Source organism: Brachybacterium sp. GPGPB12 (assembly GCF_038396325.1).
GTDB classification, from domain to species: Bacteria; Actinomycetota; Actinomycetes; order Actinomycetales; family Dermabacteraceae; genus Brachybacterium; species Brachybacterium conglomeratum.
In genome coordinates this window covers 2,248,687-2,271,954 of sequence record NZ_CP149573.1, presented here as the reverse complement: position 1 = coordinate 2,271,954, position 23,268 = coordinate 2,248,687, and the positions used below count along the sequence as shown (strand labels likewise).

22 protein-coding genes and 5 pseudogenes are annotated in these 23,268 nt (G+C 74.2%); 12 read left to right on the top strand and 15 right to left on the bottom strand.

The window, feature by feature from the left end; translation table 11 throughout:
* Window positions 1-510 precede the first annotated feature (510 nt).
* Both WKH84_RS13220 and WKH84_RS13215 read right to left on the bottom strand, forming a co-directional pair.
* Window positions 511-969 (bottom strand): annotated as a pseudogene (locus tag WKH84_RS13220) (MFS transporter); the annotation flags it as partial.
* A gap of 164 nt (window positions 970-1,133) precedes the next feature.
* Window positions 1,134-1,754 carry a GntR family transcriptional regulator gene (locus WKH84_RS13215; protein ID WP_341853982.1) on the bottom strand — a complete coding sequence of 207 codons (621 nt, stop codon included), beginning with the start codon at window positions 1,752-1,754 and terminating at the stop codon, window positions 1,134-1,136.
* A gap of 727 nt (window positions 1,755-2,481) precedes the next feature.
* Between WKH84_RS13215 and WKH84_RS13210 the strand changes: the two genes are divergently transcribed.
* The 11 genes and pseudogenes from WKH84_RS13210 (at window position 2,482) to WKH84_RS13160 (ending at window position 11,224) form a co-directional block, all read left to right on the top strand.
* The gene (locus WKH84_RS13210) at window positions 2,482-3,837 is read left to right on the top strand and encodes a lactate racemase domain-containing protein (protein ID WP_341853981.1); all 1,356 of its coding nucleotides are present in this window, start codon (window positions 2,482-2,484) and stop codon (window positions 3,835-3,837) included.
* A 327-nt stretch (window positions 3,838-4,164) separates the two neighbouring features.
* Window positions 4,165-4,791: an ATP-binding protein gene (locus WKH84_RS13205; protein ID WP_341853980.1), complete on the top strand. Its 627-nt coding sequence runs from the start codon at window positions 4,165-4,167 to the stop codon at window positions 4,789-4,791.
* Window positions 4,784-5,528 (top strand): annotated as a pseudogene (gene larB, locus WKH84_RS13200) (nickel pincer cofactor biosynthesis protein LarB). Before WKH84_RS13205 ends, larB begins: the two are co-directional and overlap by 8 nt.
* Window positions 5,529-5,628: 100 nt before the next feature.
* A complete protein-coding gene (locus tag WKH84_RS13195; protein ID WP_341853979.1) occupies window positions 5,629-6,114 on the top strand; it encodes a TetR/AcrR family transcriptional regulator in 486 nt (161 codons plus the stop codon).
* 106 nt (window positions 6,115-6,220) lie between these two features.
* The gene (locus WKH84_RS13190; protein WP_341853978.1) at window positions 6,221-6,625 is read left to right on the top strand and encodes an SMR family transporter; all 405 of its coding nucleotides are present in this window, start codon (window positions 6,221-6,223) and stop codon (window positions 6,623-6,625) included.
* On the top strand, window positions 6,622-6,945 hold the full coding sequence (locus tag WKH84_RS13185) for a multidrug efflux SMR transporter (RefSeq protein WP_341853977.1): 324 nt from the start codon (window positions 6,622-6,624) through the stop codon (window positions 6,943-6,945). Before WKH84_RS13190 ends, WKH84_RS13185 begins: the two co-directional genes overlap by 4 nt.
* Before the next feature lie 59 nt (window positions 6,946-7,004).
* Window positions 7,005-7,310, top strand: a complete 306-nt coding sequence (locus tag WKH84_RS13180; RefSeq protein WP_341853976.1) for a hypothetical protein — start codon at window positions 7,005-7,007, stop codon at window positions 7,308-7,310.
* 51 nt (window positions 7,311-7,361) lie between these two features.
* Window positions 7,362-7,475, top strand: a pseudogene (locus WKH84_RS13175) (LacI family DNA-binding transcriptional regulator); the annotation flags it as partial.
* Between the two features lie 274 nt (window positions 7,476-7,749).
* Complete coding sequence (locus WKH84_RS13170) at window positions 7,750-8,385, top strand: substrate-binding domain-containing protein (protein WP_341853975.1); 636 nt, start codon at window positions 7,750-7,752, stop codon at window positions 8,383-8,385.
* Between the two features lie 125 nt (window positions 8,386-8,510).
* Window positions 8,511-9,938, top strand: coding sequence for a glucuronate isomerase (gene uxaC, locus WKH84_RS13165; RefSeq protein WP_341853974.1), 1,428 nt, complete (start codon window positions 8,511-8,513; stop codon window positions 9,936-9,938).
* Window positions 9,939-9,952: 14 nt separating this feature from the next.
* Window positions 9,953-11,224 (top strand): mannitol dehydrogenase family protein, encoded by a 1,272-nt coding sequence (locus tag WKH84_RS13160; protein WP_341853973.1) that lies wholly within the window; start codon window positions 9,953-9,955, stop codon window positions 11,222-11,224.
* 101 nt (window positions 11,225-11,325) lie between these two features.
* Here the strand turns inward: WKH84_RS13160 and WKH84_RS13155 are convergent, their stop codons facing one another.
* The 8 genes and pseudogenes from WKH84_RS13155 to WKH84_RS13120 all read right to left on the bottom strand — a co-directional run bounded on the left by WKH84_RS13155 (window position 11,326) and on the right by WKH84_RS13120 (window position 17,011).
* The gene (locus WKH84_RS13155; RefSeq protein WP_341856892.1) at window positions 11,326-11,670 is read right to left on the bottom strand and encodes an FGGY-family carbohydrate kinase; all 345 of its coding nucleotides are present in this window, start codon (window positions 11,668-11,670) and stop codon (window positions 11,326-11,328) included.
* Window positions 11,565-12,857, bottom strand: coding sequence for an FGGY family carbohydrate kinase (locus tag WKH84_RS13150; RefSeq protein ID WP_341853972.1), 1,293 nt, complete (start codon window positions 12,855-12,857; stop codon window positions 11,565-11,567). The genes WKH84_RS13155 and WKH84_RS13150 overlap by 106 nt, the downstream gene beginning before the upstream one ends.
* 267 nt (window positions 12,858-13,124) lie before the next feature.
* Window positions 13,125-14,383: pseudogene (locus WKH84_RS13145) on the bottom strand (Dyp-type peroxidase).
* A complete protein-coding gene (locus WKH84_RS13140; RefSeq protein ID WP_341853971.1) occupies window positions 14,380-14,601 on the bottom strand; it encodes a hypothetical protein in 222 nt (73 codons plus the stop codon). The pseudogene WKH84_RS13145 and the gene WKH84_RS13140 overlap by 4 nt, the downstream one beginning before the upstream one ends.
* Window positions 14,592-14,903 (bottom strand): copper chaperone PCu(A)C, encoded by a 312-nt coding sequence (locus tag WKH84_RS13135; protein WP_341853970.1) that lies wholly within the window; start codon window positions 14,901-14,903, stop codon window positions 14,592-14,594. Before WKH84_RS13135 ends, WKH84_RS13140 begins: the two co-directional genes overlap by 10 nt.
* 298 nt (window positions 14,904-15,201) lie before the next feature.
* Window positions 15,202-15,390 (bottom strand): hypothetical protein, encoded by a 189-nt coding sequence (locus WKH84_RS13130; RefSeq protein WP_341853969.1) that lies wholly within the window; start codon window positions 15,388-15,390, stop codon window positions 15,202-15,204.
* Window positions 15,369-15,896, bottom strand: coding sequence for a hypothetical protein (locus WKH84_RS13125; RefSeq protein WP_341853968.1), 528 nt, complete (start codon window positions 15,894-15,896; stop codon window positions 15,369-15,371). Before WKH84_RS13125 ends, WKH84_RS13130 begins: the two co-directional genes overlap by 22 nt.
* An 80-nt stretch (window positions 15,897-15,976) precedes the next feature.
* A complete protein-coding gene (locus WKH84_RS13120) occupies window positions 15,977-17,011 on the bottom strand; it encodes a universal stress protein (RefSeq protein ID WP_341853967.1) in 1,035 nt (344 codons plus the stop codon).
* 326 nt (window positions 17,012-17,337) lie between these two features.
* Here WKH84_RS13120 and WKH84_RS13115 point away from each other — a divergent pair, with 326 nt between their 5' ends.
* Window positions 17,338-18,447: a glycerol dehydrogenase gene (locus WKH84_RS13115; RefSeq protein ID WP_341853966.1), complete on the top strand. Its 1,110-nt coding sequence runs from the start codon at window positions 17,338-17,340 to the stop codon at window positions 18,445-18,447.
* A 7-nt stretch (window positions 18,448-18,454) separates the two neighbouring features.
* Here WKH84_RS13115 and WKH84_RS13110 read toward each other — a convergent pair whose 3' ends face one another.
* The 5 genes and pseudogenes from WKH84_RS13110 to WKH84_RS13090 form a co-directional block, all read right to left on the bottom strand.
* Window positions 18,455-18,775, bottom strand: a complete 321-nt coding sequence (locus WKH84_RS13110; protein WP_341853965.1) for a universal stress protein — start codon at window positions 18,773-18,775, stop codon at window positions 18,455-18,457.
* A 557-nt stretch (window positions 18,776-19,332) separates the two neighbouring features.
* Window positions 19,333-19,452, bottom strand: a pseudogene (locus WKH84_RS13105) (universal stress protein); the annotation flags it as partial.
* A gap of 222 nt (window positions 19,453-19,674) precedes the next feature.
* Window positions 19,675-21,708 (bottom strand): S41 family peptidase, encoded by a 2,034-nt coding sequence (locus WKH84_RS13100; RefSeq protein ID WP_341853964.1) that lies wholly within the window; start codon window positions 21,706-21,708, stop codon window positions 19,675-19,677.
* Window positions 21,708-22,733, bottom strand: coding sequence for a hypothetical protein (locus WKH84_RS13095; RefSeq protein WP_341853963.1), 1,026 nt, complete (start codon window positions 22,731-22,733; stop codon window positions 21,708-21,710). The genes WKH84_RS13100 and WKH84_RS13095 overlap by 1 nt, the downstream gene beginning before the upstream one ends.
* The gene (locus WKH84_RS13090; RefSeq protein WP_341853962.1) at window positions 22,730-23,245 is read right to left on the bottom strand and encodes a hypothetical protein; all 516 of its coding nucleotides are present in this window, start codon (window positions 23,243-23,245) and stop codon (window positions 22,730-22,732) included. Before WKH84_RS13090 ends, WKH84_RS13095 begins: the two co-directional genes overlap by 4 nt.
* Window positions 23,246-23,268 lie beyond the last annotated feature (23 nt).

The window sequence follows — 23,268 nt, the reverse complement described above, 5'->3', positions numbered from 1 at the left end:
GTCGGCAACAGGAAACCGAGATAGGCGAGGGAGTAGTAGACGCCGGTGATCCCGGCGAGCTCGCGCGGAGAGGCGAGGGACTGGGCGATGACCAGCCCCGCCACCACGCACACCCCGTAGGACGCGCCGAGCAGTGCCGCGACGCCCACCACCAGCACCGGGCGGCGCAGATCCGCGGCGACGGCGGCGAGGATCATCCCCGCGCTCATGCCGCTCAGACCCACGATCAGCGCGCGGCCGCGGGTGAGGCGGTCGATCAGGCCTACGGTGCCCTGGGCGATTGCGCCGACGCCCAGGGTGAGCACCGTCAGGCCCGTCGCGTAGATCGTCGCGGAGTCCCCGATCTGCGCCTCGACCGTCGCAGGCAGAATGGCGTAGGCGACCCCGGCGGCGGCGAACACCCACGGCGCGGCCGGCGGCGACGATCCGCGCGAAGACGGGATGCCTCACCGAGGAGACCCTCAGGTCATCGCGCGGCGCGCCGCGGGCCCGCGGCTCGCGCGGCAGACTCTCCGGCGCCGCGAGCGGCGCGATCCCGGCCAGCAGGCACAGCCCGAGATGGACGAGGAAGGGCAGCTGCCCCGGCGGCGGCGCCCACTGGGCGAGCGAGCCCGTCGCGCCCGCGCCGAGCGCGAAGCCGAGGGTGAGGATCATCGAGGAGCGTCGCGCCCCGGCGGTCGGCGTCGCGCGCGGGTCGTGCGGGGCGGAGGAGAGCTCCTTGATCCAGGTCGAGCAGACCGACATGCCCACCCCCACGCCGATCCCGGCGAGGACGCGGCCGGCGCACAGCGGCCACGAAGCTCGACATGCTCGCCGCGAGCACCACGCCGCCGAGCGCCCCGGCGAGCAGGCCCGCGATCGCGATCGGCCGACGGCCGTGATGGTCCGAGAGCCCTGCGGCCAGCAAGATCCCGGGGACGAGGCCGGCGACGTACATCCCCAGCAGCAGGTTCGCCTGCCAGGGCGCATAGCCGCCGACGGTCTCGTACACGTGCAGCAGCGGCGTGAAGTGGTTGCCGCCCCAGGCGAGGAGGAAGCCGGTCGGGGCGACGGCGAGCCAGGCCGGGATCCGTGCGCGCATCACTCGGACACCACCGAGTAGGCATCGTGGCCGGTGTGCAGGTGGCCCTCGATCATCTCGCGGAAGCCGGCGACGTCCCCGCGCGCCACCGCATCGGTGAGCTCGATGTGCTCGCGGTGCAGGGCGGGCAGGTCGGCGGCGGGGGAGAGGACTGCCAGATGCGTGAGGCGGAACAGTCGCGGTCCGAGCGCGCGCGGCCCTCCTCGACCACGCGGTTGCCATCGTGGGAGGCGAGGGTGAGGTGGAAGGCGTAGTCGTGGACGGCGAAGTCCGCGGGACGATCGGTCGCGGCCTCCTGCGCCGTGAGCACCGGCGCGAGCGCCTCGACGAGGGAGATGCGACGGGTCTCGTCGGGCGTGATGCGGGAGACGGCGTGCCCCTCGAGCATCGCGCGGACAGAGAGCGACTCCTCCCGCTCCCGGGCGGTCGGGGTCGTGACCTGGGCGCCCTTCTTCGGCAGGAGGCGCACCAGCCCCCAGGTCTCCAGCTGCAGCATCGCCTCGCGCGCCGGGGTGCGGCTCGCGCCGTGCTCCTCGGCGACGTCGACCTCACGCGACAGGGCGCCCGGGTCGATCGCGCCCTCGGCGATCCGGCGGGCGGTTGCGGCGGCGATCTGCGTCGCGATCGGACGGTTCTCGCGGTCATCGAGCCAGGGGAGGGTGGGGGAAGGCATGACCGCGATGCTAATGCATGCATCAATGGATGCAAATCGTGTCCGCGGCGCGGTTCTCACCTGCCCCGGCGCCCGAAGCGCCACGTCGTCGACGAGCTTCACCACCCCGTCGTCGCTGGCAGCGGAGTCGCGCGAGCGCGGCGTGCCAGGAAGGGCGGTGCCCTGGGCAGGGTGCCGTGCCGTGTGGCGAGAGAGTCAGTCCAGTCGATCCTCGCGCCTCGGCTCCGTCTCCCGCTGCGCTCGTCGGACGCCGGAGGCGGCGGCCGCCCGGACGACCGCGAAGAGCACGGCGAGGACCAGCACCGCGGCGGCGACCGCCGCGAGCGGATGATGATCTCCCAGCCCCCGAGTCCCAACACTCCCGTGATTCCCATGGTTCGACCCTACGCGTCAGCGGATCACCGGGGCAGGAGACAGAAATCCTCGGCGGTGGAACTGCGGGTAAGCCGACGAGGCGGATCGGAAACCCGCCGATCGGCACACAGCCGCTGGCTCGATGCCGCCTCCGGCGGGCTGATCGTGCTCGTACAGGGGTTGCTGTTCGCGCTGGTCCACCTGTTCGCGCCCCGCTACGGGCCGGCGGCCAGGCGCCGGGAACGGCGCGGCGACGGACCGGCTCAGCCCGCGGGGGAGGATGCGGCCGACGCCCAGATCGACTCGGTCGACCCCCGTGGCAACAGCCTGGCCATCCTTGTTCGGGTCTGGTCGCACCGAGCATCATGGGGCCATGAGCCAGACGACGACGGCGACCCAGCGACCCACGATCCACCCGATCCCCGAGGGCCTGGCCGAACGGGCCGCCCTCCTCGGAGGCCCGGGAGGCATCCTCACCGACGAGCAGATCGCCGGCTTCGTCGCCGAGCGGCTCGCCGGCCAGGACCTCGACGGCAAGAGCGTCTGCCTGATCATCCCGGACGGCACCCGCTCCGTCCCCCTCCCGAAGGTGCTCCCCGCGATCCACGACGCGCTCGCCGGCCGCGCCTCCTCCGTCACCGTGCTGATCGCGCTCGGCACCCATGCCGCGATGAGCGAGCAGGCGATCGATCAGCCGCTCGGCTCCACCGAGCGCGGGGCGAAGGCGACCTACCCGGAGTGGACCGTCCTGAACCATGCCTGGGACGACCCCTCCCAGATCGCGGACCTCGGCGTCATCCCCGCCGAGCAGATCGCCGAGCTCACGGGCGGCCTGCTCACCGACGTGCCCATGAACGTGCAGATCAACAGGCTCTGCGTCGAGTCCGACGTGAACCTGATCGTCGGCCCCGTCTTTCCCCACGAGGTCGTCGGCTTCTCCGGCGGCAACAAGTACTTCTTCCCCGGTCGCTCGGTGCACGACGTCATCGACATCTCCCACTGGGTGGGTGCGCTGATCACCGCCAGCCGCATCATCGGCACCCTCGGCATCACCCCCGTGCGCCAGCTCATCGACGCCGCGAGCGAGCTCATCCCCACCGAGAAGCTCGCCTTCACCATGGACGTCGCCGAGGGCGGAGCGGACCTCGGCGCGATCGCGTTCGGCGACCCGCAGGCCGCCTGGGCGGCGATGGCGAGGATCTCCGCACAGACCCACATCACCTACGTCGAGAAGCCCTATAAGCGGATCGTCGCCCTCGTCCCGGAGATGTACGAGGACATGTGGACCGGGGCGAAGGGCTTCTACAAGTCCGAGCCCGTCTGCGCCGACGGCGGCGACGTGATCATCTACGCCCCGCACATCACCGCGGTCGCCGAGATGCATCCCGGCATCCGCGAGATCGGGTACCACAACATCGAGTACTTCACGAAGCAGTGGGACCGCTTCAAGGACCACCCCTGGGGCGAGCTCGCCCACTCCACGCACGTCACGGGCCTCGGCACCTACGACCCCGAGACGGGCGAGGAGAAGCGACGCGTGAACCGCTACTTCGCCACCTCCATCTCCAAGGAGGAGACCGAGGCGTACAACGTGCTGTACATGGACCCCGCCTCCCTCGACCTCGAGGCGGCGCGCGATGACCCCGACACCCTGGTGATCGACCACGCTGGCGAGGTCCTCTTCCGCCTCGCCTCCGAGCGCGACGGCGCCGCGGAGCAGGTCAAGTGACCAGCCTCCGCCAGCCCGTCCCGCTCACGCTCGGCACCGCCCCGCAGGCCCCCGCCTCGCTGTTCGCGCCCGGCCACCCCGGTTTCGAGGCCGAGGAGATGACGCCCGACGCCCTGCAGGGCGAGGCGCTCGAGCTCGCCGACGCGGTCTCCGCCGAGCTCGCGGGCGTGAAGAAGCTCGGCGTCGCCTACTCCGGCGGCGTCGACTCCGCGACCCTGCTCGCGCTCGCCGTGCGCGCGCTCGGCGCCGAGAACGTGGTCGCGGCCGCTGGGCGTCTCCCCGTCCCTCGCCCGGCGCGAGCGGCGCCTCGCCCATCAGGTCGCGCGCGTGATCGGCGTGGAGGTAGTCGAGGTCCCCACCCACGAGGGCGAGAACCCCGACTACCAGAAGAACGACGCCGCCAGGTGTTTTCATTGCAAGGACGAGCTGTTCACCCGCATCGGCGAGGACGTCGTCGGCGAGCAGCGGCTCGACGCGGTCGCCTACGGGGAGAACGCCGACGACGCGACCCGCCACGACCGCCCCGGCGCCGGCGCCGCGACCCGGCACCGGGTCCTGCGGCCGCTGTCCGTCGTCGGCATGACGAAGTCTCAGGTCCGCGAGGTGGCGCGGCGGCTGTCCCTGCCCGTCGCGGACAAGCCCGCCGCCCCCTGCCTCGCCTCCCGCATCCCCTTCGGGCAGGAGGTCACCCCGGAGAAGCTGCGCCAGATCGACGACCTCGAGGACGCCGTCTACGAGCAGGGCTTCAGCGACTGCCGGGTCCGCCACCACGGCACCGTCGGCCGCATCGAGTCGCCCGCCGATGAGCTCCCTCGCGCGATGGAGCCCGCGATCCGCGAGGCGCTCGTCGCCGCCGGCAAGGAGACCGGCTTCCAGCACGTCACCATCGACCTCGACGGCATCCGCTCGGGTCTGTTCTCCCTGCAGATCGCCGGGAGGGACGCTCGTGGCTGAGGCACCGGGAGCGGCCGACGGGGCAGGAACGGCCGACGGGGCCGGCAGGATCGAGGGATTCCTCGACCTGGACCTCGACCGCGCCTCCCGCCGCGGCGCGCCCGAGGCCGTCCTCTGCGATGCGAAGTCCGTCGAGCAGGTCGGCCAGATCGCTGCGACCTATGCGCGCCTCGCCGCCGAGGGGCGCGAGGACCTCGGCCCGGTGCTGTTCACCCGCGCCGACGAGGCCCGCGCCGAGGCCGTGCTCGCCGCACTTCCGGACGCCTCGCACGATCCGTCGGCCCGCTTCCTCGCCTGGCCTGCCGCGCCGCCCGCGCCGAGCGGCGGCCTCGTGATCGTGGCCTGCGCCGGCACGAGCGATCTGCCCGTGGCCCGCGAGGCGGAGCTCACCGCCCGTCACCTCGGCCGGCCCACCAAGCTCATCGCCGACATCGGCATCGCGGGCCTGCACCGCCTGCAGTCCCGCCTGCCCGAGCCGCGCGAGGCGACCTGCGTGGTCGTCGCCGCCGGGATGGACGGGGCGCCGCCCACCGTGATCGCCGGGCAGATCCCCGCACCCGTGGTCGCGGCCGCCCACCTCCGTCGGCTACGGAGTCGCCGCCGGCGGTGTCACCGCGGCGCTGACGATGCTCTCCGCGTGCGCGCCGGGCATCGGCGTGGTCAACATCGACAACGGCTACGGCGCCGGGCACCTCGCCGCGCAGATCGCCCGCTGGGCCCCCGCGCCGGGGGAGTAGCAGGGGGAGAAGCGGCTCACGCAGGAGGCGACTCAGGCTTGCGTTACTTGGCCATCCGGTAGGTAAAGTAACGGGTGTTCCCCTCGGACTCGGAGGTCCCATGCCACCCGCACGCTCCACACCGCCCGCACGCCCCGCGCACCGTCCCTCGGCCCGCGAGGCGATGCTCGACGCCGCCGAGGCCCATCTCGGCGAGGGCGGCACGCTCACCCTCGACTCCGCCGCCCGCGCCGCCGGCGTCTCCAAGCCGGGGCTGATGTACCACTTCTCCACCAAGGAGGAGCCGCTCGGTGCGATCCTCGACCGACTGACTGCGCGCTACGAGCGCGAGATGCTCGCCCTGGTCGCCGCGCGCCACGGCGCCGAGATCGAGGACTTCGCCGAGGCGCCCGCCGAGCATCGCGTGCTCGCCTATCTCGACTGGGCCTGCACCGGCTCGATCGACGCCGCCGACCTGGTGATCTTCGCGGACCCCCACCTGCGCGTCGTCCTCACCGAGCGCTGGGAGGACCAGCTCTCCCGCTGGCTCGGCATCCCCGCCGGGGTCGACGCCGGCCGCGCGCACGCCTCCTGGCCGTGCGGCTGATGGCCGACGGCCTCTGGTTCGACCGCGCCAGCGGACTGGACGCCGGCTCCGAGGAGCGGCTGGACCAGGCGCGCGAGCTCGCCCGCGACCTGCTCGGAGGTGAGGCATGATCGCCTGGCTGCTGCTCATCGGCGCGATCCTCAGCGAGGTCACCGCCACGCTCTCCCTGCGCGGAGCGCTCGACAACCCTGCGCTGTACGTGCTCGTCGTCGCCGGCTACGTCCTCGCCTTCACACTGCTGGGCCAGGTGCTTCGGCGAGGCATGTCCCTCGGCGTCGCCTACGGCATCTGGGGCGCCTCCGGGGTGGTCCTCGCCGCCGCCGGCTCCGCGATCCTGTTCGGGGAGGTGCTCACCGTCCTCAAGATCGTCGGCTTCGTGCTGGTCGCCGCCGGCGTGGTCGTCGTCGAGATCGGCTCCCAGCGCGCCCACCAGGCAACCGCCGACGCGGCCGCGCCCGTCACCGCGACGGGCGCCGACGCCGTCCCCGCCACCGGAGAGGAGTCCCGATGACCTGGTTGCTGCTCGCCGGAGCCGTCCTCGCCGAGGTCGGCGGGACGCTGTCCCTCCGCATGGCCTCGACCGGCGGCGACCGCCGCTGGTACGTGCCGCTCGTGCTCGGCTACGTGCTCGCCTTCTTCCTGATCTCCGGCGCTCTCTCGCTCGGCATGCCCCTCGGCGTCGCCTACGGTGTCTGGGTGGCGGTCGGCATCGTCCTGACCGCCGTGCTCTCCCGGATCCTGTTCCGCGAGCCGCTCACCCCGCTGATGCTCGGCGGCATGGGGCTGATCGTCGCGGGCGTCCTGCTCGTCGAGCTCGGAGGGGTGCACTGAGGGAGGGGTGCACTGACGGGGTGCGGCTCCCGGCCAGATTGCCTGGGAGACTGGGCCCCATGACCCGCGACCAGGACGAGACCACCGGGGCGATGACCGAGCTCGAGAAGCTCGACGCCGGGCTCGAGTACTGCTTCGACGACCCGGAGGTCGCGGCCCGCAAGCAGGCCGCGCCGCTGGCCTGCCGGGAGCTCGACGCGATCGACCCGCGCGATGCCCAGGCGCGCGATGCGGCGCGCGCGCCCTGCTCGGCTCCTGCGGCGAGGTCGTCGACCTCCAGGCGTGCCCGCGACCGTGATCAGGCGGCTGGACCCCTCAGAGTGACGGGCGGACGGTTGCCGCCGGTTGCCTTCGGCTCGGGATAAGCTCTGCCGAGGACAGCGGGCGGCGCCGCCCGCGAGGACAGCGCCCGGTGGGTGCGGGACGGAGCCGGCCGAGTGGCGGACGCGCGCGTGACGATCTACGACGTCGCCAAGGAGGCAGGTGTCGCCCCCTCCACCGTCTCGCGTGCCTTCTCCCGCCCCGGCCGGGTCAGCGCCGCGACCCATGCCAAGGTGATGGCGGCTGCGAAGGTCCTGGACTACCGCACCTCCGCCCCGCCCTCGCAGGAGCGCGGCCACCGCCACCAGCGCCTCGGCATCGAGGTCCCGGACCTCACCAACCCCTACTTCGCCGAGCTCGTCTCCGGCATGCAGGAGGCCGCCCAGGAGCAGGGCTTCCTCGCTGCTCCTGCTGGACGCCGTCGAGGACGAGGCGCGCGAGCGCGCGAGCCTCGAGAGCGCCGTCGACGTCGTCGACGGGATCGTGCTCTCGGGCACCCGGCAGTCCGACGCGATGCTCAACCACCTCTCGAAGCGCATCCCCGTCGTCGTGATGAACCGGCGCGTGGCAGGCCTGGATTCCGTCACCCCCGAGTTCGAGCACGGCATGGGCCAGGCGATCGCCCACCTGGCCGAGAACGGCCTGCGCACCGTCACCTACGTGGCCGGGCCCGTGAACTCGTGGTCGGACGGGGAGCGCTGGCGAGCCGTCCGCGTCGCCGCCCGCCGGCACGGGATGCAGATCCAGCGCCACGGCCCCTCCGCCCCCACCATCGCGGGCGGCGAGCAGGCCTTCGAGGAGATGCACGACTCCCTGCCCCACGCGGTGATCTGCTACAACGACCTGGTGGCCTTCGGCTTCCTGGTCTCCGCCCTGCGCGCCGGCATCCGCGTACCCGAGGAGCTGTCGGTGATGGGGCACGATGACATCCAGCTCTCCCGGCTCGTCGGCGGCGGGCTCACCACCGTCGTCAGCCCCAAGCGCGCGCAGGGCCGTGCCGCCGTCGAGCGCCTCATCCGCCGCATCGAGAACCCTTCCGCCCACCGCACCCCGGTCGAGGGCTCGCTGCCCGTGCGGCTCGTGCCCCGCGGCGCGACGGGACCGCGCGAGACCCCCTGAGGCGGCGCGCCCGTCGCGGTCCCCGGCCACTCGCCGGGGAGCCGATCAACCTGATGGAGGGCGCTTTCCCCGGCAACCCGTGACAACCGTCCGACGCTCCGGCGAAAGGTTGCGAGGATGGCCGCATGAGCAACGACGCCTTCGTCCCGCACCCCGCCCGCCTCCTGCCCGCGGACCCGGCCGTCCGCGAGATCGCGCGCGGCCTCTACGAGCTCGAGAAGGATCAGCCGATCGTCTCGCCCCACGGGCACGTCGATCCTCGCCTCCTGCTCGACGACGAACCCTTCCGCGATCCGACCTCGCTGTTCATCACCCCGGACCACTACGTCAACCGCCTGATGCACGCGCGCGGCGTGGACCTCGCCGACCTGGGCGTGGGACAGGGGCCCCTGGACGAGAAGGCCTCCCGCAGGGCCTGGCATCTGCTGGCCGAGCACTGGCACGCCTACGCCGGCACCCCCTCGCGCTACTGGATGGAGCACGAGTTCTCCGAGGTCTTCGGCCTGGAGACCGTGCTGAACCCGCGCACGGCCGACGCGATGTACGACGAGATCGCGGACAGGCTCACCCGCCCCGAGTTCCGTCCCCGCGCCCTGTTCGACCAGTTCAGGATCGAGGTCATGGCGACCACGGACGACCCGGTCGATGACCTCTCGCCGCACGACGCGCTCGCCGCCGACGCCTCCTTCACCGGCCGCGTGATCCCCACCTTCCGGCCCGACAAGTACCTCGAGCCCGCCCGCGCCGACTTCCCCGAGCTGGTCGCCGCCCTCGGCGAGTCCGCCGGCGTCGACACCGGCACCTACGACGGCCACTTCGAGGCCATGCGGGTGCGCCGCCTCTACTTCCGCGACCACGGCGCCGTCTCCTCCGACCACGCCCACATCGACCCCGGCACCGAGCGGCTCGCGCTCGAGGACGCTCGCCGCCTCTACTCCGCCGCGCTCGAGGGCACGATCCGGGCCGACGAGGCCGTGGCGCTGCGCCGCCACCTGCTCGCCGATCAGGCCCGTCTGGCCGCCGAGGACGGGCTCGTGATGACCCTGCACCCGGCCGTCTCCCGCAACCACTCCGATGCGATGTTCGAGCAGTTCGGGGCGGACGTCGGCTTCGACATCCCCGTCGCCGTCGACTTCGTCCACCACCTCCGCCCCATGCTCAACGACGTGGGCCACGCGGCGGGCTTCCGCACCGTGCTGTTCACGATCGACGAGACCGTGTTCTCCCGCGAGATCGCGCCGCTGGCCGGCGTGTACCCCTCGGTCTACGCAGGCGCCCCGTGGTGGTTCATCGACTCGCCCGATGCGATCCTGCGCTTCCGCCGCGCCGTCTCCGAGACCCTCGGCTACACGCGCACCAGCGGATTCATCGACGACACCCGCGCCTTCTGCTCGATCCCGGCGCGCCACGACATGTCGCGCCGCATCGACGCGAGCCACCTGGCCGGCCTGGTCGCCGAGCACCGGATGCGTCTCGAGGAGGCCGAGGCGCTCGTCGCCACCCTGCCCACCCAGCGACCTCGCGAGGTCTTCCGCCTCGGCGAGTCCGCCTGAGAGGAACCGCCCCGATGAACGCCCCCGCCCCCTCCGACGTCGGCCGCCTGGTCCACCTCGGGATCGGCAACTTCGCCCGCGCCCATACCCTGCAGGCCACCGCCGTGGCCGGTGGCTGGTCCGTGGTCGCCTTCACCGGCCGCTCCGCCGCGATGGCCGACGCGCTGAACGCCCAGGGCGGGAAGTACGGCCTGATCGTGCGCGGCCCGGAGGCCGACGAGGTCAGCGTCCTGGACGTGATCGACGAGGTCCACCCCGCCGCCGACGTCGACGCCCTTGTGCAGATGCTCGCCGATCCCTTCACCGCCGTGGTCACCCTGACCATCACCGAGAAGGGCTACGCCGCCGGGTCGGATCCGGCGACCTCCGCCCCGGCCCGTCTCGCGCTGGGGCTGAAGGCCCGCCGCGAGGCCGGCGTCGACGAGCCGATCGCGCTGGTCTCCTGCGACAACCTCACCGGCAACGGCGAGGTGCTCGGGAAGGCCGTCCGCGCCGAGCTCGACGAGGAGACCGCCGCCTGGTTCGAGGACCACGTCGACGTCATCTCCTCCATGGTCGACCGCATCACCCCCTCGGCCGACGAGGGCGCCGCCGACACGGTGCGCGAGCAGACCGGCTTCGCCGACGCCGTCCCGGTGGTCACCGAGCCCTTCACCGAGTGGGTCATCGAGGACCGGTTCCGCGGCCGTCGCCCCGAGTGGGAGAAGGCCGGGGTGCAGTTCACCGACGACATCGAGGTGCACGAGCGCCGCAAGCCGCGCCTGCTCAACGGCGCCCACACTCTCATGGCCTACGCCGGCCAGGTCGCCGGTGTGGAGCGCGTGGACGAGGCGATCGGCCACCGCGAGGTGCGGGCCCTGGTCGAGCAGCTGTGGAGCGAGGCGCGGGAGACGCCGCCCCTGCCGGCCGACGAGCTCGACGCCTACACCGCCGCCCTCGAGGAGCGCTTCCGCAACCCGCGTCTCGCGGACAACCTGATCCGCATCGCCGCCGACGGCACCGCGAAGTCGCCCGTGCGCGCGGCGCCCGTGAACGCCGAGCTCGGCGGCCCGGACAAGGCCCCCGGTGAGGTCTCGGCCGTCGCCGCCTGGACCGCCTGGGTCACCGACCGCGTGCGGGGCGGCCACGAGGTGCAGGACCCGAAGAGCTCCGAGATCGCCGGGGCGGCCGGGCTCGAGGACGCCACCGAGCGGGTCACCGCCCTGCTCGCCCTGCTCGGCGTGCCCGCCGGCGACCCGCTCGTCGCTGCCGTCGTCGCCGAGGAGCGCCGCCTGCCCCGGCCCTGAGGTTCGGTGCCTATATAGGCACAGAGGCACACCATGCGCCATCTGCAGACCATGCACCGCGGGCGGCGCATGCGGTGCTCGTGCGAGCGAGCCGCCTCGCCTCAGGCCAGGTCGGCGAGCTTCTCGAAGAGCTCGAGGCGCTCGCGGTAGTAGTCCTGGTGGGCGAGCACCGGCTCGACCCGGGCGAGCACCGGCGCCTCCGCGACAGGGATCTCGGGTGCGGCCTGCTCGAGGGCCATCACGGCCGCGCCGCGCATGGTCGAGCGGGAGACGGCGACGTGGTCGATCGGCATGGCGAGCGCGTCGGAGAGCAGGTGCGACCAGCCGGGGATCGCGCCGGTCATCCCGCCCGAGAGCACGATCCGCTCGGGCTCGCCGCCGGCCTCGCGCATCTGGTCGGCGATGCGCAGGAACGACAGAGCCACGCCCTCCATCGCGCCGAGCAGATGTCCTTCCAGGTCGTGGAGGCGCCGACGTTCGTGAACATCGCCCGGGAACTGCCGCGCCACTTGGTGCCGCGCTCGCCGGAGAAGAAGGGGACCACCAGCGGAGTGCCCTGGGAGGGCGGGCCGGAGAACAGGGTCGCGGTGTCCGTCGCGTCGATGTCGAAGGGCATCGCGAGCTCGTTGCGGCACCAGTCCAGCACGCGCCCGCAGTCGCTCATCGCGGAGCCGACGAGGGTGCGACGCTGGTCCACGCGGTACGCCCACAGCCCCGAGGGGAGGGCGGGGATGTCGGTGTCCAGGAGCTGGCGGATCGCACCGGAGGTGGCGGTGGAGATGCCCCAGGTGCCGGTGCCGAGCGCGCCGATGCCGAGGTTCGCGGCGAGGCCGTCGCCGATCACGGGCGACCACACGGCCTCTGCCAGCCGCGGGAACTCGGAGGCGAGCGGGGTGCCGGCGACGGGCAGGGCGTCGTCGGGGTCGATCGCGGGGCCCATCGCGGCCTCGTCCACGCCCACGGCGTCGAGCGACTCGGGCACGTACTGCCCGGTGCGCCTGTCGATCATGCCGGACCAGGTCGCGGAGGCGGTGCCGAGCGCGGGCGTGCCCAGCGCCTTGAAGGCCACGTACTCGCCGAGCGCCATGAACCGCTCCGTGCGGGCGAAGACCTCGGGGTGCTCCTTGCGCGACCACAGCAGACCGCGGCGCGGTGTAGGAGGAGTGGAGGCGGGCGCCGGTGCGCTCGTGCAGGTCCTCGACGTCGACGCGGGAGGCGAGCTCGCCCACCTGGGCGTGGCGCGGGTATCTGCGTAGGTGATGCACGGGGTCAGCGCGTTGCCGGCCGTGTCGACCGCGATCAGCGAGGAGGCGAAGGTGTCGAAGCCGATCGCGCGCACGTCGCCGGGCGACTCGCCGTGGCCGAGCACGGCGGAGAGCGCGGTGCGGATCTCCGCGACGATCTGGTCGGCGTCGATCGTGCTGGTGCCGTCGTCGTCGACCGTGAAGGCGTGGATCTCCTTGTGCTGGAGCTTGCCGACCTCGCGGCCCGAGACGTCGTACACGGCGGCGCGGGTGCCGCCCGAGCCGATGTCGATCCCGACGACCAGGGGTCCCTGGGCGTCCTCGGCCGGGATGTTGAAGCGGGGCATGGATGATCTCCTGCGGTCGTCGGGGCCTGCGCGTGCGAGCACGACGGTCCGGGCGGTCGTGCCGGGGCGCAGGGGGTTCCGGCCAGCATACGAGGCCCTCGCACAAGCCCGACGGACTCGCCACGGGTTGCCACCTGCCGGCTGTCGATCTCCCGCACTCGCCGCCCTCCTCGTCGGTTCGTCGTGGAGGGCCCGGCAGAAAGGGGACTCCAGCGGCACGGTGAGGAGCTCAGCTCCGCACCGTGCCGCGGGAGTCCCTTCTGTGCAGACGGCGCTCGGTCGCGGCCGGACGGGACGGCGGCGGCTCGGCTACTCCAGCACGGACTGCCCCAGGAACTCGCCCTCGGCGCGCCCGGGCGGGATCGCGAACACGGCCGAGCCGATCGGGGTGGTCCACTGGTTCAGCAGGTCCAGCTCGTCCAGGCGGCGCTGGATCGGCAGGAACTGCGCGAGCGGATCGGCCTGGAAGGACACGAACACCTGCCCCGCCTCGGACAGCGGCTGCGAGCCTGGCGCCGGCGCGTGCTCGTAGTTGTACGGCCGGCGGTAGATCTCCTGGTGCTCGCCGTCGTCGACCCCGCGGGCCCGACGCATGTGCGAGAACTCCCCGATCACCGGGAAGCCGTTCGCGGAGACCTTCTCGAAGTCCGGCGGGGTGCTCTCGTCCCCGCCCGACAGCGGCGCGCCGTCGTCCTGCCGGGTGCCGGTCGCGGCGTCCCGCGCGCCGCGGTCGGCCTCGTCCCAGCCGTCGAGGTCCATGCGGATCCGACGCACCACCATCGAGGTGCCGCCCGCGAAGGGGCCGTCCTCGATCCAGACCACCTTCGCGAAGTGCTCGCTGCCCGGGGGCGGGGTTCGCGGTGCCGTCGAGCTGGCCGAAGAGGTTCCGCAGGGTGTCGCCGGGTCTCACGACGCCGGGGGAGCGGCGGAATCCCGTCTGCCCCCACCGGAGGGTCGTGAAGGCGCGGGCGTCCTTCAGCGACATCCGTGCGGCGTGGGAGACCGTCAGCGGATCGTCGGCCGCGACCTGCAGCAGCAGGTCCCCGCCCGACCACTGCTCCTCGAGCTCGTCGATGCCGAAGGCAGGCAGGGGCGCGAGCCAGTCCGGCGCCGGGCGCTCGGCCCGGGACATCAGCCCCGGGCCGAAGCCGACGGTGACCGTGAGGGAGGCGGGCTCGGTCGCGAGCTCCGGCTCGGTGTCCGCGAGCGCGGGCTCGCCCTGGGTGAGGCGGGCGGCGTCGTCGGTGAACAGGCGCGAGCATCCGCGGCACGCCGTCGTGGTCCACGTCCTCGCGCAGGTCGAGAGCCAGGAGCGTGGCCGACGCCGGGGCGGGCGTCTCGACCCCGGCCTGGTGCACGCCGTGGAAGGGGACGGTCGGGCCACCGTAGGGCGCCTGATCGGGCGCGACCTCCTCCGCGGAGTCGGCAGGGGCGGCGGGGTCGGCGAGTGAGCGGCCGAGCCCGACCCCCGCGGCCCCGATGCCGAGCGCCCCGGCGCCGAGGGTGCCGGCCCGCGGCAGGTGGCGCCTGCCGGGGCGGGCGGGGGTGCGGTCGTCGGGGGCGGTCACTCGGCGCCGTCCTTGGCGTCGGAGCCCTCCGCGGGCTCGTCGGCGCTGTGGCCGCCGTGGTCGCCGTGTCCGTCGGCGTCGTGCTCGCCGCCGTCGTCGGAGGCACCGGAGCCGGCCGAGCCCTCGGGCTCGTAGTGCTCCTGCGCACCGGCGAAGTCCTTCACCGTGGCGGTGACGACCAGCTCGGTGCCGTCCTCGCACTGCGGCGTCAGCTCCACCTCGTCGCCGGGCCGCGCGGGGCGGCGAGGTCCATGAGCATGAGGTGGTCCCCGCCGGGCTCGAGCACGAGCTCGCCGCCGTCGGGGACAGGGAAGCCGCCCTCCTTCTCCTGCATGCTCATGCCGCCGGAGCCGTCGCCCATGGTCTCGTGCGGCTCGACCATCCCCGCCGATGGGGTGCTCGCCGAGATCAGCTGCAGCGCGCGGCCGGTCGCATTGGTGAGGGTGCCGAACGCGGAGGTCATGCCCTCCTCGGCGGCCTTCACCCACGGGTCGACGAGGGTGAGCCCCTCGGCGCTCATGCCGCCGCCGTCCGAGGCGGCGCCACCCGTCTCGGAGCCGTCGGAGGGGTCGGAGCCGCAGGCGGCGAGGGGCAGGAGCGAGCCGCCGCGGCGAGGGCGGCCCGGCGGGTGGGGCGGGCGGCAGAGGGCAGGAAGGAACGCTGGGTCGTGGAACGCTGAGACATCGAAGGTCCTCTCGAAGGGCCGACGGTCCGCGGCGCAGGGCGCGCGGGCAGCGGTCGGCGCGGACCCGTGCGGCAGGGAGGCCGGACGGGTGATGGTCGATCGGGGAGGGCCTGAACGGGCGCGTCGTCCCTGCTCAGGCCGCGAGGACCACCGGAGGACCCCGGCGCAGCTGCGGGGTGAGGACGGCACGCTGGGCGTGCAGGAGATGGGGCGCCGCGGGCAGGGGCCGGGCCGGCCGCTCGGGCACCAGCGGCGTGATCAGCGACAGCGGCGGCGGATGCGCGAGCACCGCGAGGACGCTCAGCGCCAGGCGCGCGCGCATCGCATCAGCACCGACTCGCCGTCTTCGCAGCGCAGCACCGCGGTCACCATCGCGGCGAGCACGTGCGGCAGGAGCATCCGCAGATCGGAATGGTCGCCGTGCAGGGCATGGTCGGCGACCGACGCGACCCCCTCGCCGCCGTCGCCGTGAGTGCCGTGCCCGGCGACGCCCCCGTTGCCGTGCCCTGCGTGGCCCGCGCCGTGGCCCAGATGGGAGCCCGGCGGGTCCACGAGGGCCCGCCCGGGGTCACCGGGCGTACCCGCGCTGAACAGTCCGTGGAACAGCGCCTGGCTGGCCAGCACCGCGACGCCCATCCGGGCCAGGGAGAACTGCGCGCCCGCCAGCGGCGTGCACACGGCGACCGCGAGCCACCAGGGCACGAGGATCCCGAGCCAGGCCGGCATCGCCCCGCCGCCCGCGAGGTGGCCGCCGAGCGCGACGGCGGTCGCGATCGAGGCGGCGGTGCCTCCGCGCACGAGGCGCGCCGGCGAGCGGGAGGCGGACATGTCCCCATTCTGCCCCGTCGGGCCGCGCGGCGCGGCGCGAGATGCCCCTCGTCGGCGCGACCGGCCGAGGCCCCCGCGCACTACGTAGCGTGGGACGGCACCACCATCACCGGCCCCTCGGCGTGCTGGAGCAGGCCGCGGGAGACCGAGCCGAGCAGGGTGCTCATCACGCGCCCGTGCCCGCGGGTGCCGACGACGGTGAGCCGCGCGTCGGCCGCCTCCGCGAGCAGCGACCGTACGGGGTCGCCGAACAGGACCTCGCTGGTGATCGTCAGCTCAGGATGCTCCCGGTGACGCCGCTCCAGGCCTCGTTCGAGCCGGGCCGCGGCCCGTGAGCGATGGGTCCGGACCACGTCGGGGTCCGGGCGCCAGGCCGCATAGGAGCCGCCCCAGTCCTCCAGGGACGGGAGCACCATGAGCACGCGCAGCGAGGTGCCGCGGGCGAGCGCCTCCTGCGCGGCCGCGTCCAGCGCCGCCTCGGCCCGGGCGGAGCCGTCGGTGCCCACGGTCACGGGGGAGTCCTCCTCGAGCGGCTCGAAGCGGTGCGCACCCTCGCCGAGCTCGTAGCCGCGATGCACCACGACCGTGGGGCAGTGCGCATGGGCGGGGAGCGCGGCGGAGACCGAGCCGAGCGACCGGCCCATGAAGCCGCCGCGTCCGCGCGCTCCGACGACGGCCACAGCGGCCTGGGCCGACAGCTTCACGAGCACGCCCGCGGCATCGCCCCACTCGGCGCGCAGGTCGACGGCTCCGCTGTAGTCGCGCAGGTGCTCCCGCGCCTCCTCGAGCGACTCGTTGGCGGCGTTCAGCCGCGCGACCTCGGCCGGGACGACCGGGGTGAGGGCCGCCTCGGCGTAGGCCATGGTCGGCACGGTGTAGGCGGTGACCACGGTGAGCGGCAGGTCCTGGCGCGGCGCGGCGCGGGCGGCGTAGTGCGGCGCCTGGACGGCCTGTCCGGAGCCGTCGTAGCCGATCAGCACTCCGAGCGGCCGCTCCCCGTCCGGCGAGGTGCCGGGAGCGTGGGAGACACTGGGTGCCGGGGCGCGGCCGGTCGGTGCGGAGGTGGCGGCGGGGCTGGTCCGGGCGGGCTGGGCGGTGACGTCGTCGTCGGGCATCTCGACCTCCTGGGTCGGGGGCTCCCTGGGCCGACGGAGCCGCCCCCGTGGGTCTCCTCCGCCGGTCCGTCGATCGTAGTCACGGCCGGACCGGCCCGCGCGGGGCCGAGGTCCCGCGGCGGGGGCGAGCGCCGCGGTCGGGCGTCGTCGGGTCCGCCGTCGGCTGAGTGGGACGGCCGGACGTCTCGACCGATCAGAACCCTCGTTGCCGCGCACCCGGGACGGGACGACAATGGAGGGCGGGCTCGTGGTCGCGAGCCCGCCCGCCGGTCCGAAGGAGCGCTACGCCATGTCCGAGCTCACCGTCCTCGCCAGCCCGAGCCGCTATGTCCAGGGGAAGGGGGCGCTCGACGCGCTGGGCACCCATCTCGCCGCCCTCGGGAGCGACCCCGCTGCTCGTCGCCGACGACATCGTCTGGGGGCTCTTCTCCGAGCAGGTCGGCGCCTCCTTCGCCGCGGCGGGTCTGCCCCTCGAGCGCGTCGGCTTCGAGCGCTTCGCGACGACGGATGCCGTCGACGCGCTGGTCGCCGCGATCGCCGCCGGAAGCCATGACGTCATCGTGGGCTTCGGCGGCGGATCGAGCATCGACGCCGCGAAGGCGGCCGGGCACCTCGCCGGGATCCGCTGGGCGAGCGTGCCCACGGCGGCCTCCTCCGATGCGCCGACCTCCGCGCTCGCGGTGATCTACACGGCCGAGGGCGAGTTCCACGAGTACCGCTTCTTCCCCCGCAACCCGGACCTCGTCCTCATCGACACCCAGGTCGTGGCCGAGGCGCCGGTGCGCTTCCTCGCCGCCGGGATCGGCGACGCGCTGGCCACCTGGCTCGAGGCGCGCGCCACCCGCCGCGGCACCGGCACGGCGATGGCCGGCGGTCGCCCCACCCGTGCCGGCACCGCACTGGCGGAGCTGAGCTGGGACATCCTGTGGGAGAACGCGCCGCCGGCGCTCGATGCGGTCGCCGCGCGCGTGGTCACTCCCGCCCTGGAGGCCGTGGTCGAGGCGAACACAGCGCTGTCCGGGCTGGGCTTCGAGTCCGGGGGCCTCGCCGCTGCGCACGCCATCCACAACGGGCTGACCGCCGCCCCGCAGACGCACGGGCTCACCCATGGCCAGAAGGTCAACATCGGCTCCCTCGCCCAGCTCGTCCTCGAGGGTGCCCCCGCCCAGGAGATCGAGGACTTCATCGTGTTCACGACGAAGGTGGGCCTGCCGAACACCCTCACCGAGATCGGGCTGACCCCCGAGGACCGGAAGGAGCTCCGCGCGGTCGCCGAGGCCGCGACGGTGGAGGGCGAGACGATCCACTCGATGCCCTTCCCGGTGACGGCCGACGACGTCCTGGCCGCGCTCACCGCGATCGAGGGGCTCTCGCGACGCGTGCGCCGGGAGCACGGCCTTCCCGAGCCCGAGCTGTACACCGGCGGAGGCCACTGACCCCGGCTCAGCGGGGGCGCCGCCGGTCGCGGCCGATCCGCGAGATGTCCAGGTCCGGCACCACCATCACCGGGCCCTGCGCCCGCTCCAGGAGGCCGCGGGAGACCGAGCCGAGCAGGGCGCTCATCGTGCGGCCCCGTCCACGGGTCCCCACCACCGTCAGCCGCGCGTCGCGCGAGCGCTCCACGAGCGGCGCGACGGGATCGCCGACCTCGACCGAGGCGGTGACCTCCACCTCGGGGTTCCGGTCGCGCGGCGCTCGGGCCTCGCCCTCGAGCAGGGCGAGCGGCTCCTCGAGCCGCCGGTCCAGGAACTGCTGGTCGGGCACCGAGGCGAGCGCGGAGGCGGACCAGGTGTCCAGCGGCGGGACCGCCTGCGGCAGGTGCGCGGCGCCCCGGCGACCGCGGCCGCCCGCTGCGCGAGGGTGGTCAGCGTGCTGTCCTCGCTGCCGTCCAGCCCCACCACCACGGGCTCCGTGCCCGGCACCTGGGTGAAGCGCTCGCGTCCGGTGGTCTCGGGCACCTCGTAGTTCGAGGGGACCACGACCGTCGGGCAGTGCGCGTGGGCGGGCGACGCCTCGGAGACGGAGCCCAGCAGGCGCCCCAGGAATCCGCCCCGGCCGCGGGAGCCGACGACGGCGAGGCGGGCGAGCGCGGAGAGCTCGACGAGCACGCCGGCCGCATCGCCCTGGACGGACTCGAGCTCGACCTCGCCCGGATAGCCCTCCAGGTGCGGGAGGGCGCCCGCGGCGACCTGTCGGGAAGCGGCCGCACGGGCCTCGTCCTCGCGCACCGGCGGCGGCGAGGCCAGGTTCGGATAGACCATCACGGGCACCGTGAACGCGGAGACCACCGTGAGGCGGCGGCCGATCCCCAGCGCCATCGTCGCGGCGTAGTGGAGGGCCTGGATCGCCTGGTCGGAGCCGTCGTAGCCGACGAGCACCCCGACCGGTCGGGATTCGGGATCGAAGAGCGGGGGAGTGGAGCTGTTGTCGTCGGCGCGCATCGGGGACTCCGTTCCGGGGGCGCGGTGCGACCGTCGACGGGATGCCCCCATCGGTCGCGCCCGCCGTCGGTACCTCCGAGGGTACGACCGTCCGGCATGCGCGGCCAGGGCCGAGGTCCCTTGCCCCGCCCCGGACGCGCCCTGACCTCGCCCCGGCCGCACCCCGCCCGGCCGCGGAGGCGCGCGGCCGGGCGAGACGCGGCGGAGCGACCGCCGGGAGGCTCAGCCCCTCGGCGTCCCGAAGCGCGGGGCGGGCGGCGGCGGCGCGACCGCGGCCGGGGTCTTCTCCAGCGGCGCGAGCGCCTCCGTCACGCCGCGGGCGAGCTGCGGGTCGTCGCCCGCCACCCAGGCGTTCGGCGGCGGCGGCACCTCGATGTCGGGCTCCACGCCGTAGTTCTCGATCGCCCAGTCCTCGCCCTCGAACCAGCTGGCGTACTTCGGCTGGGTGACGCCGGTGCCGTCGACCAGGTCGTAGCGGCCGTCGATCCCGATCACACCGCCCCAGGTGCGGGTGCCGATGATCGGCCCGACCTCCAGGGCGCGGGAGACGGCGTTCACGATGTCACCGTCGGAGCCGGCCTCCTGGTTCGTCACCAGCACCACCGCGCCGCGCGGCGCGAAGGCGGGGTAGGTGCCCGGCCGCTCGTGGCGCGGGTAGTCCCAGGACAGCACCCGACGCGCGATCCGGTCGGTGACCAGCTGCGAGGTGTGGCCGCCGCTGTTGTAGCGGACGTCCACGACCAGGCCCTCCTTCGTGGTCGCCTCGCGCAGGTCGCGGTGCATCTGCGCCCAGCCGGAGGAGACCATGTCGGGGATGTGCAGGTAGCCGAGCCGGCCGCCGGAGAGCTCAGCGACCAGGGCGCGGCGCGACTCGACCCACGCCTGGTAGCGCGGCTCCGAGTCGTCGCCGAGCGGCGTGACGGCCACCCGGTGCTCGGCGCCGTCGCGCCCGAGGACCAGCTCGGTCGCCTTCCCGGCGGAGCCGACGAGCGCCGCCTCGATCCCCTCGGGGCCGACGTCCCGGCCGTCCACGCGCGACACGGCATCGCCCACGCGCGCATCGACGCCCGGAGCGAGCAGCGGGGAGCGGGCGTCCGGGTCGGAGGAGTCGCCCGGCAGGATCCGGGTGATCACCCAGCGCCCGTCCCGGCGCTCGATGTCCGCGCCGAGATGGGCCGGCGGCATCGGCGGATCGGCCTGGTACACCCCGCCCTGCACGTAGGCGTGCGAGGTGCCGAGCTCGCCCTGGACCTCCCACATCATGTCCTGGAAGTCGTCCTCGGTGACCAGGCGCTCGATGACCGGGTCGTACCAGGACGTCATCGCGTGCCAGTCCATGCCGTCCATGTCCGCGCGCCAGTACTGCTGGGCCATGATCCGGTAGTTGTCCCAGAGCATGCCGCGCCGCTCCTTGACCGGGTCGACGGTCAGGCGCAGGCGCCCCGTGTCGATGACGATCCGGGCGGGGTCCTCGTCCTCGGCCTTGCGAGTCGCGGGGACCTGCACCCAGTGCTCGCCCTGCCGGATCACCAGGGTCTCGCCGTCCCCGGAGACGGACAGGTCGGTGACGTCCTCGGCGAGGACGGTGAGCTTGCGGTCCGCGAGCGACCAGTGCTCGAGGGTCGACGAGGGGGCCTCGCCCTCGACACCGGCGCGGGCCGAGCCCAGCACCCCCTGCTGGGGGTGGCGGAGCCAGACGAAGCCGCCGGTCACGGCGGTGAGATGCGAGTAGTAGCCGGAGACGACGGGGAAGGGCACCAGGCGCGACTCGACCTGCTCGAGGTCGATGCGGGTGGCCGGCGCGCGGTGCGCGTCCTCCGCCCCGGCGGCGGAGTGCGAGGTCGCGGGGCGGGAGGAGGCCTCGGCCGCGGCGGTCGCGGCGGCGCTCGCCGAGGTTCCGGCGTCCGCGCCTGACGGGGCCCCCGATCCTTCGCCGCCCGCCGTGCCGCGGCCGGTGCCGTCGTCCGCGGAGCCGGAGGCGGCGTCGGCCGCGGGCTTCTCCGGGGCGGCGCCCCAGCCGTCGGGGTGCGGGCCGAAGGGATCGGGGGTGGTGCGCTCGAGGGGCGACAGGAAGGGCCGCTCGGCGTTGACGAACCCGAGGTCGAAGACCATGTCGTCGTAGACCGTCTCGAAGGTGCGCAGGCTCAGCGGCGCCAGGTGCTTGCCGTCGGCGCTGAACGCGGGGGCGGAGTCCTGGAACTTCCCGGAGGTCAGGGCGCGGCCCGTCGGCTCCTGGGCCTCGGTGTCCGAGATCATCAGGCGCGAGAGCGCCAGGAGTTCGGCTCGGCCCACACCAGCCAGCGGCCGTCCGGCGACCAGGCCAGGTCGCTGACCTCGCCGCCGCTGCTGCGGCCGATCTCGCGCACGTGGTCCAGGCGCGGCGCCGCGACGGAGCGGTCGGCGTCGGCCTCCCAGCCGGCGTCGGCGCCCGGCGCGGTGTGCGCGCCCTTCCCGTGCGTCTCCTTGGCGGGGTCCCCGAGGCCGCGCAGGGTCACCAGGCGCACCACGTTGTCGTGGCTGACGATCGCGATGCGGGAGCCGTCGGGCGAGGGGATGGCGTGCAGGATCCGGCCCACCTCGCCCACGGCCAGGCGGATCTCCTCGCCGCCGCCGTCCAGCCGTGCCAGCGCCAGCACGTCGGATCCGACGCCGCCCAGCTCACGATCGGAGCGGGCCTCCGCATCGGAGACGAACAGGGCGAAGGGCGAACGGCCGAGCGGCCGCACCTCCCGCGCCCGCGACCCGCAGGCCCCGGCGAGCGGCCGCGCCGGACCGCCGCGATGGGTGAGGGCGTGCGCGGAGCCGCGCCACTCGACGACGCTCGCGCGCGCGTCGTGCAGCGGCCGCATGGCCAGGAGGTTCTCGCTCGCCGAGGCGGGGCGCGGCAGTCGGGCGGCGCCGACGCCGGAGGCGAGCACCTCGATCTCCCGCGGCGCGGCCTCGAGGGAGTCCATCGCGAACAGGCGCCCGCGGGAGCTGAACACGATCGCGCTTCCGTCGGTCGCGGGTTCGCGCAGGTAGCCCTCCTCGGAGGTGAGGGAGGTGTGGGAGCGCAGGTCCGTGCCGTCGGCGGCGATCGACCACAGGTTCGCCGAGGCGCGATCGGTGAGCGCCGCGCCGGGGCCGGGGGTGTCGGAGGCGAACAGCGGCCGGTCCCCGTACCAGGCGATCCTCAGCTTCGAGGCGAGGATCTCGTCGAGCAGCGGCTCCCAGGTGCGGGCCGCATGCGCCTCGGTGGGTGCGTCCAGCGGCATGTCCTCGCGCGAGAGCCACAGCTTCACGGCCGTGCCTCCCTGGTAGTGCTTCCAGGAGGCCTGGTCGCGGCGCCAGGGCGTCGCGACGACGGTGGTGCCCGACGGATGGATCGCGACCTCGCCGCCGCGGCCCAGCGGCGACGAGTGGTGGTGCCCTCGAGGTCGACGGCCCACAGCTGGGCATCGCGAGCGACCGGCGCGGCGTAGCTGGTGGTCGCGACGATGCGGCCGTCGGGCGACCAGCCGACGACCTTCGTGGTGGGGCGGCCCCAGAAGGTCAGGCGGCGCGGCGCGGACTCGCCGGCGACATCCGCGACCCAGACCTCCGGCCCGCCCGAGGCGCGGGAGGTGAAGGCGATGCGGGCGCCATCGGGGGAGAAGCGCGGGTACGAGACGGGCGCGCCCTCGTCGGTGAGGCGCCAGGCGCGGCCTCCCTCGAGCGGTGCGAGCCACACGTCGTTCGCGGCGGTGAAGGTGATCAGCTCGCCCCGGACGTCGGGGTGGCGGAGATAACTGGCATGAGCGGGCGTCGTCGGCATGGCTTCCACCCTATGCCGCGGGG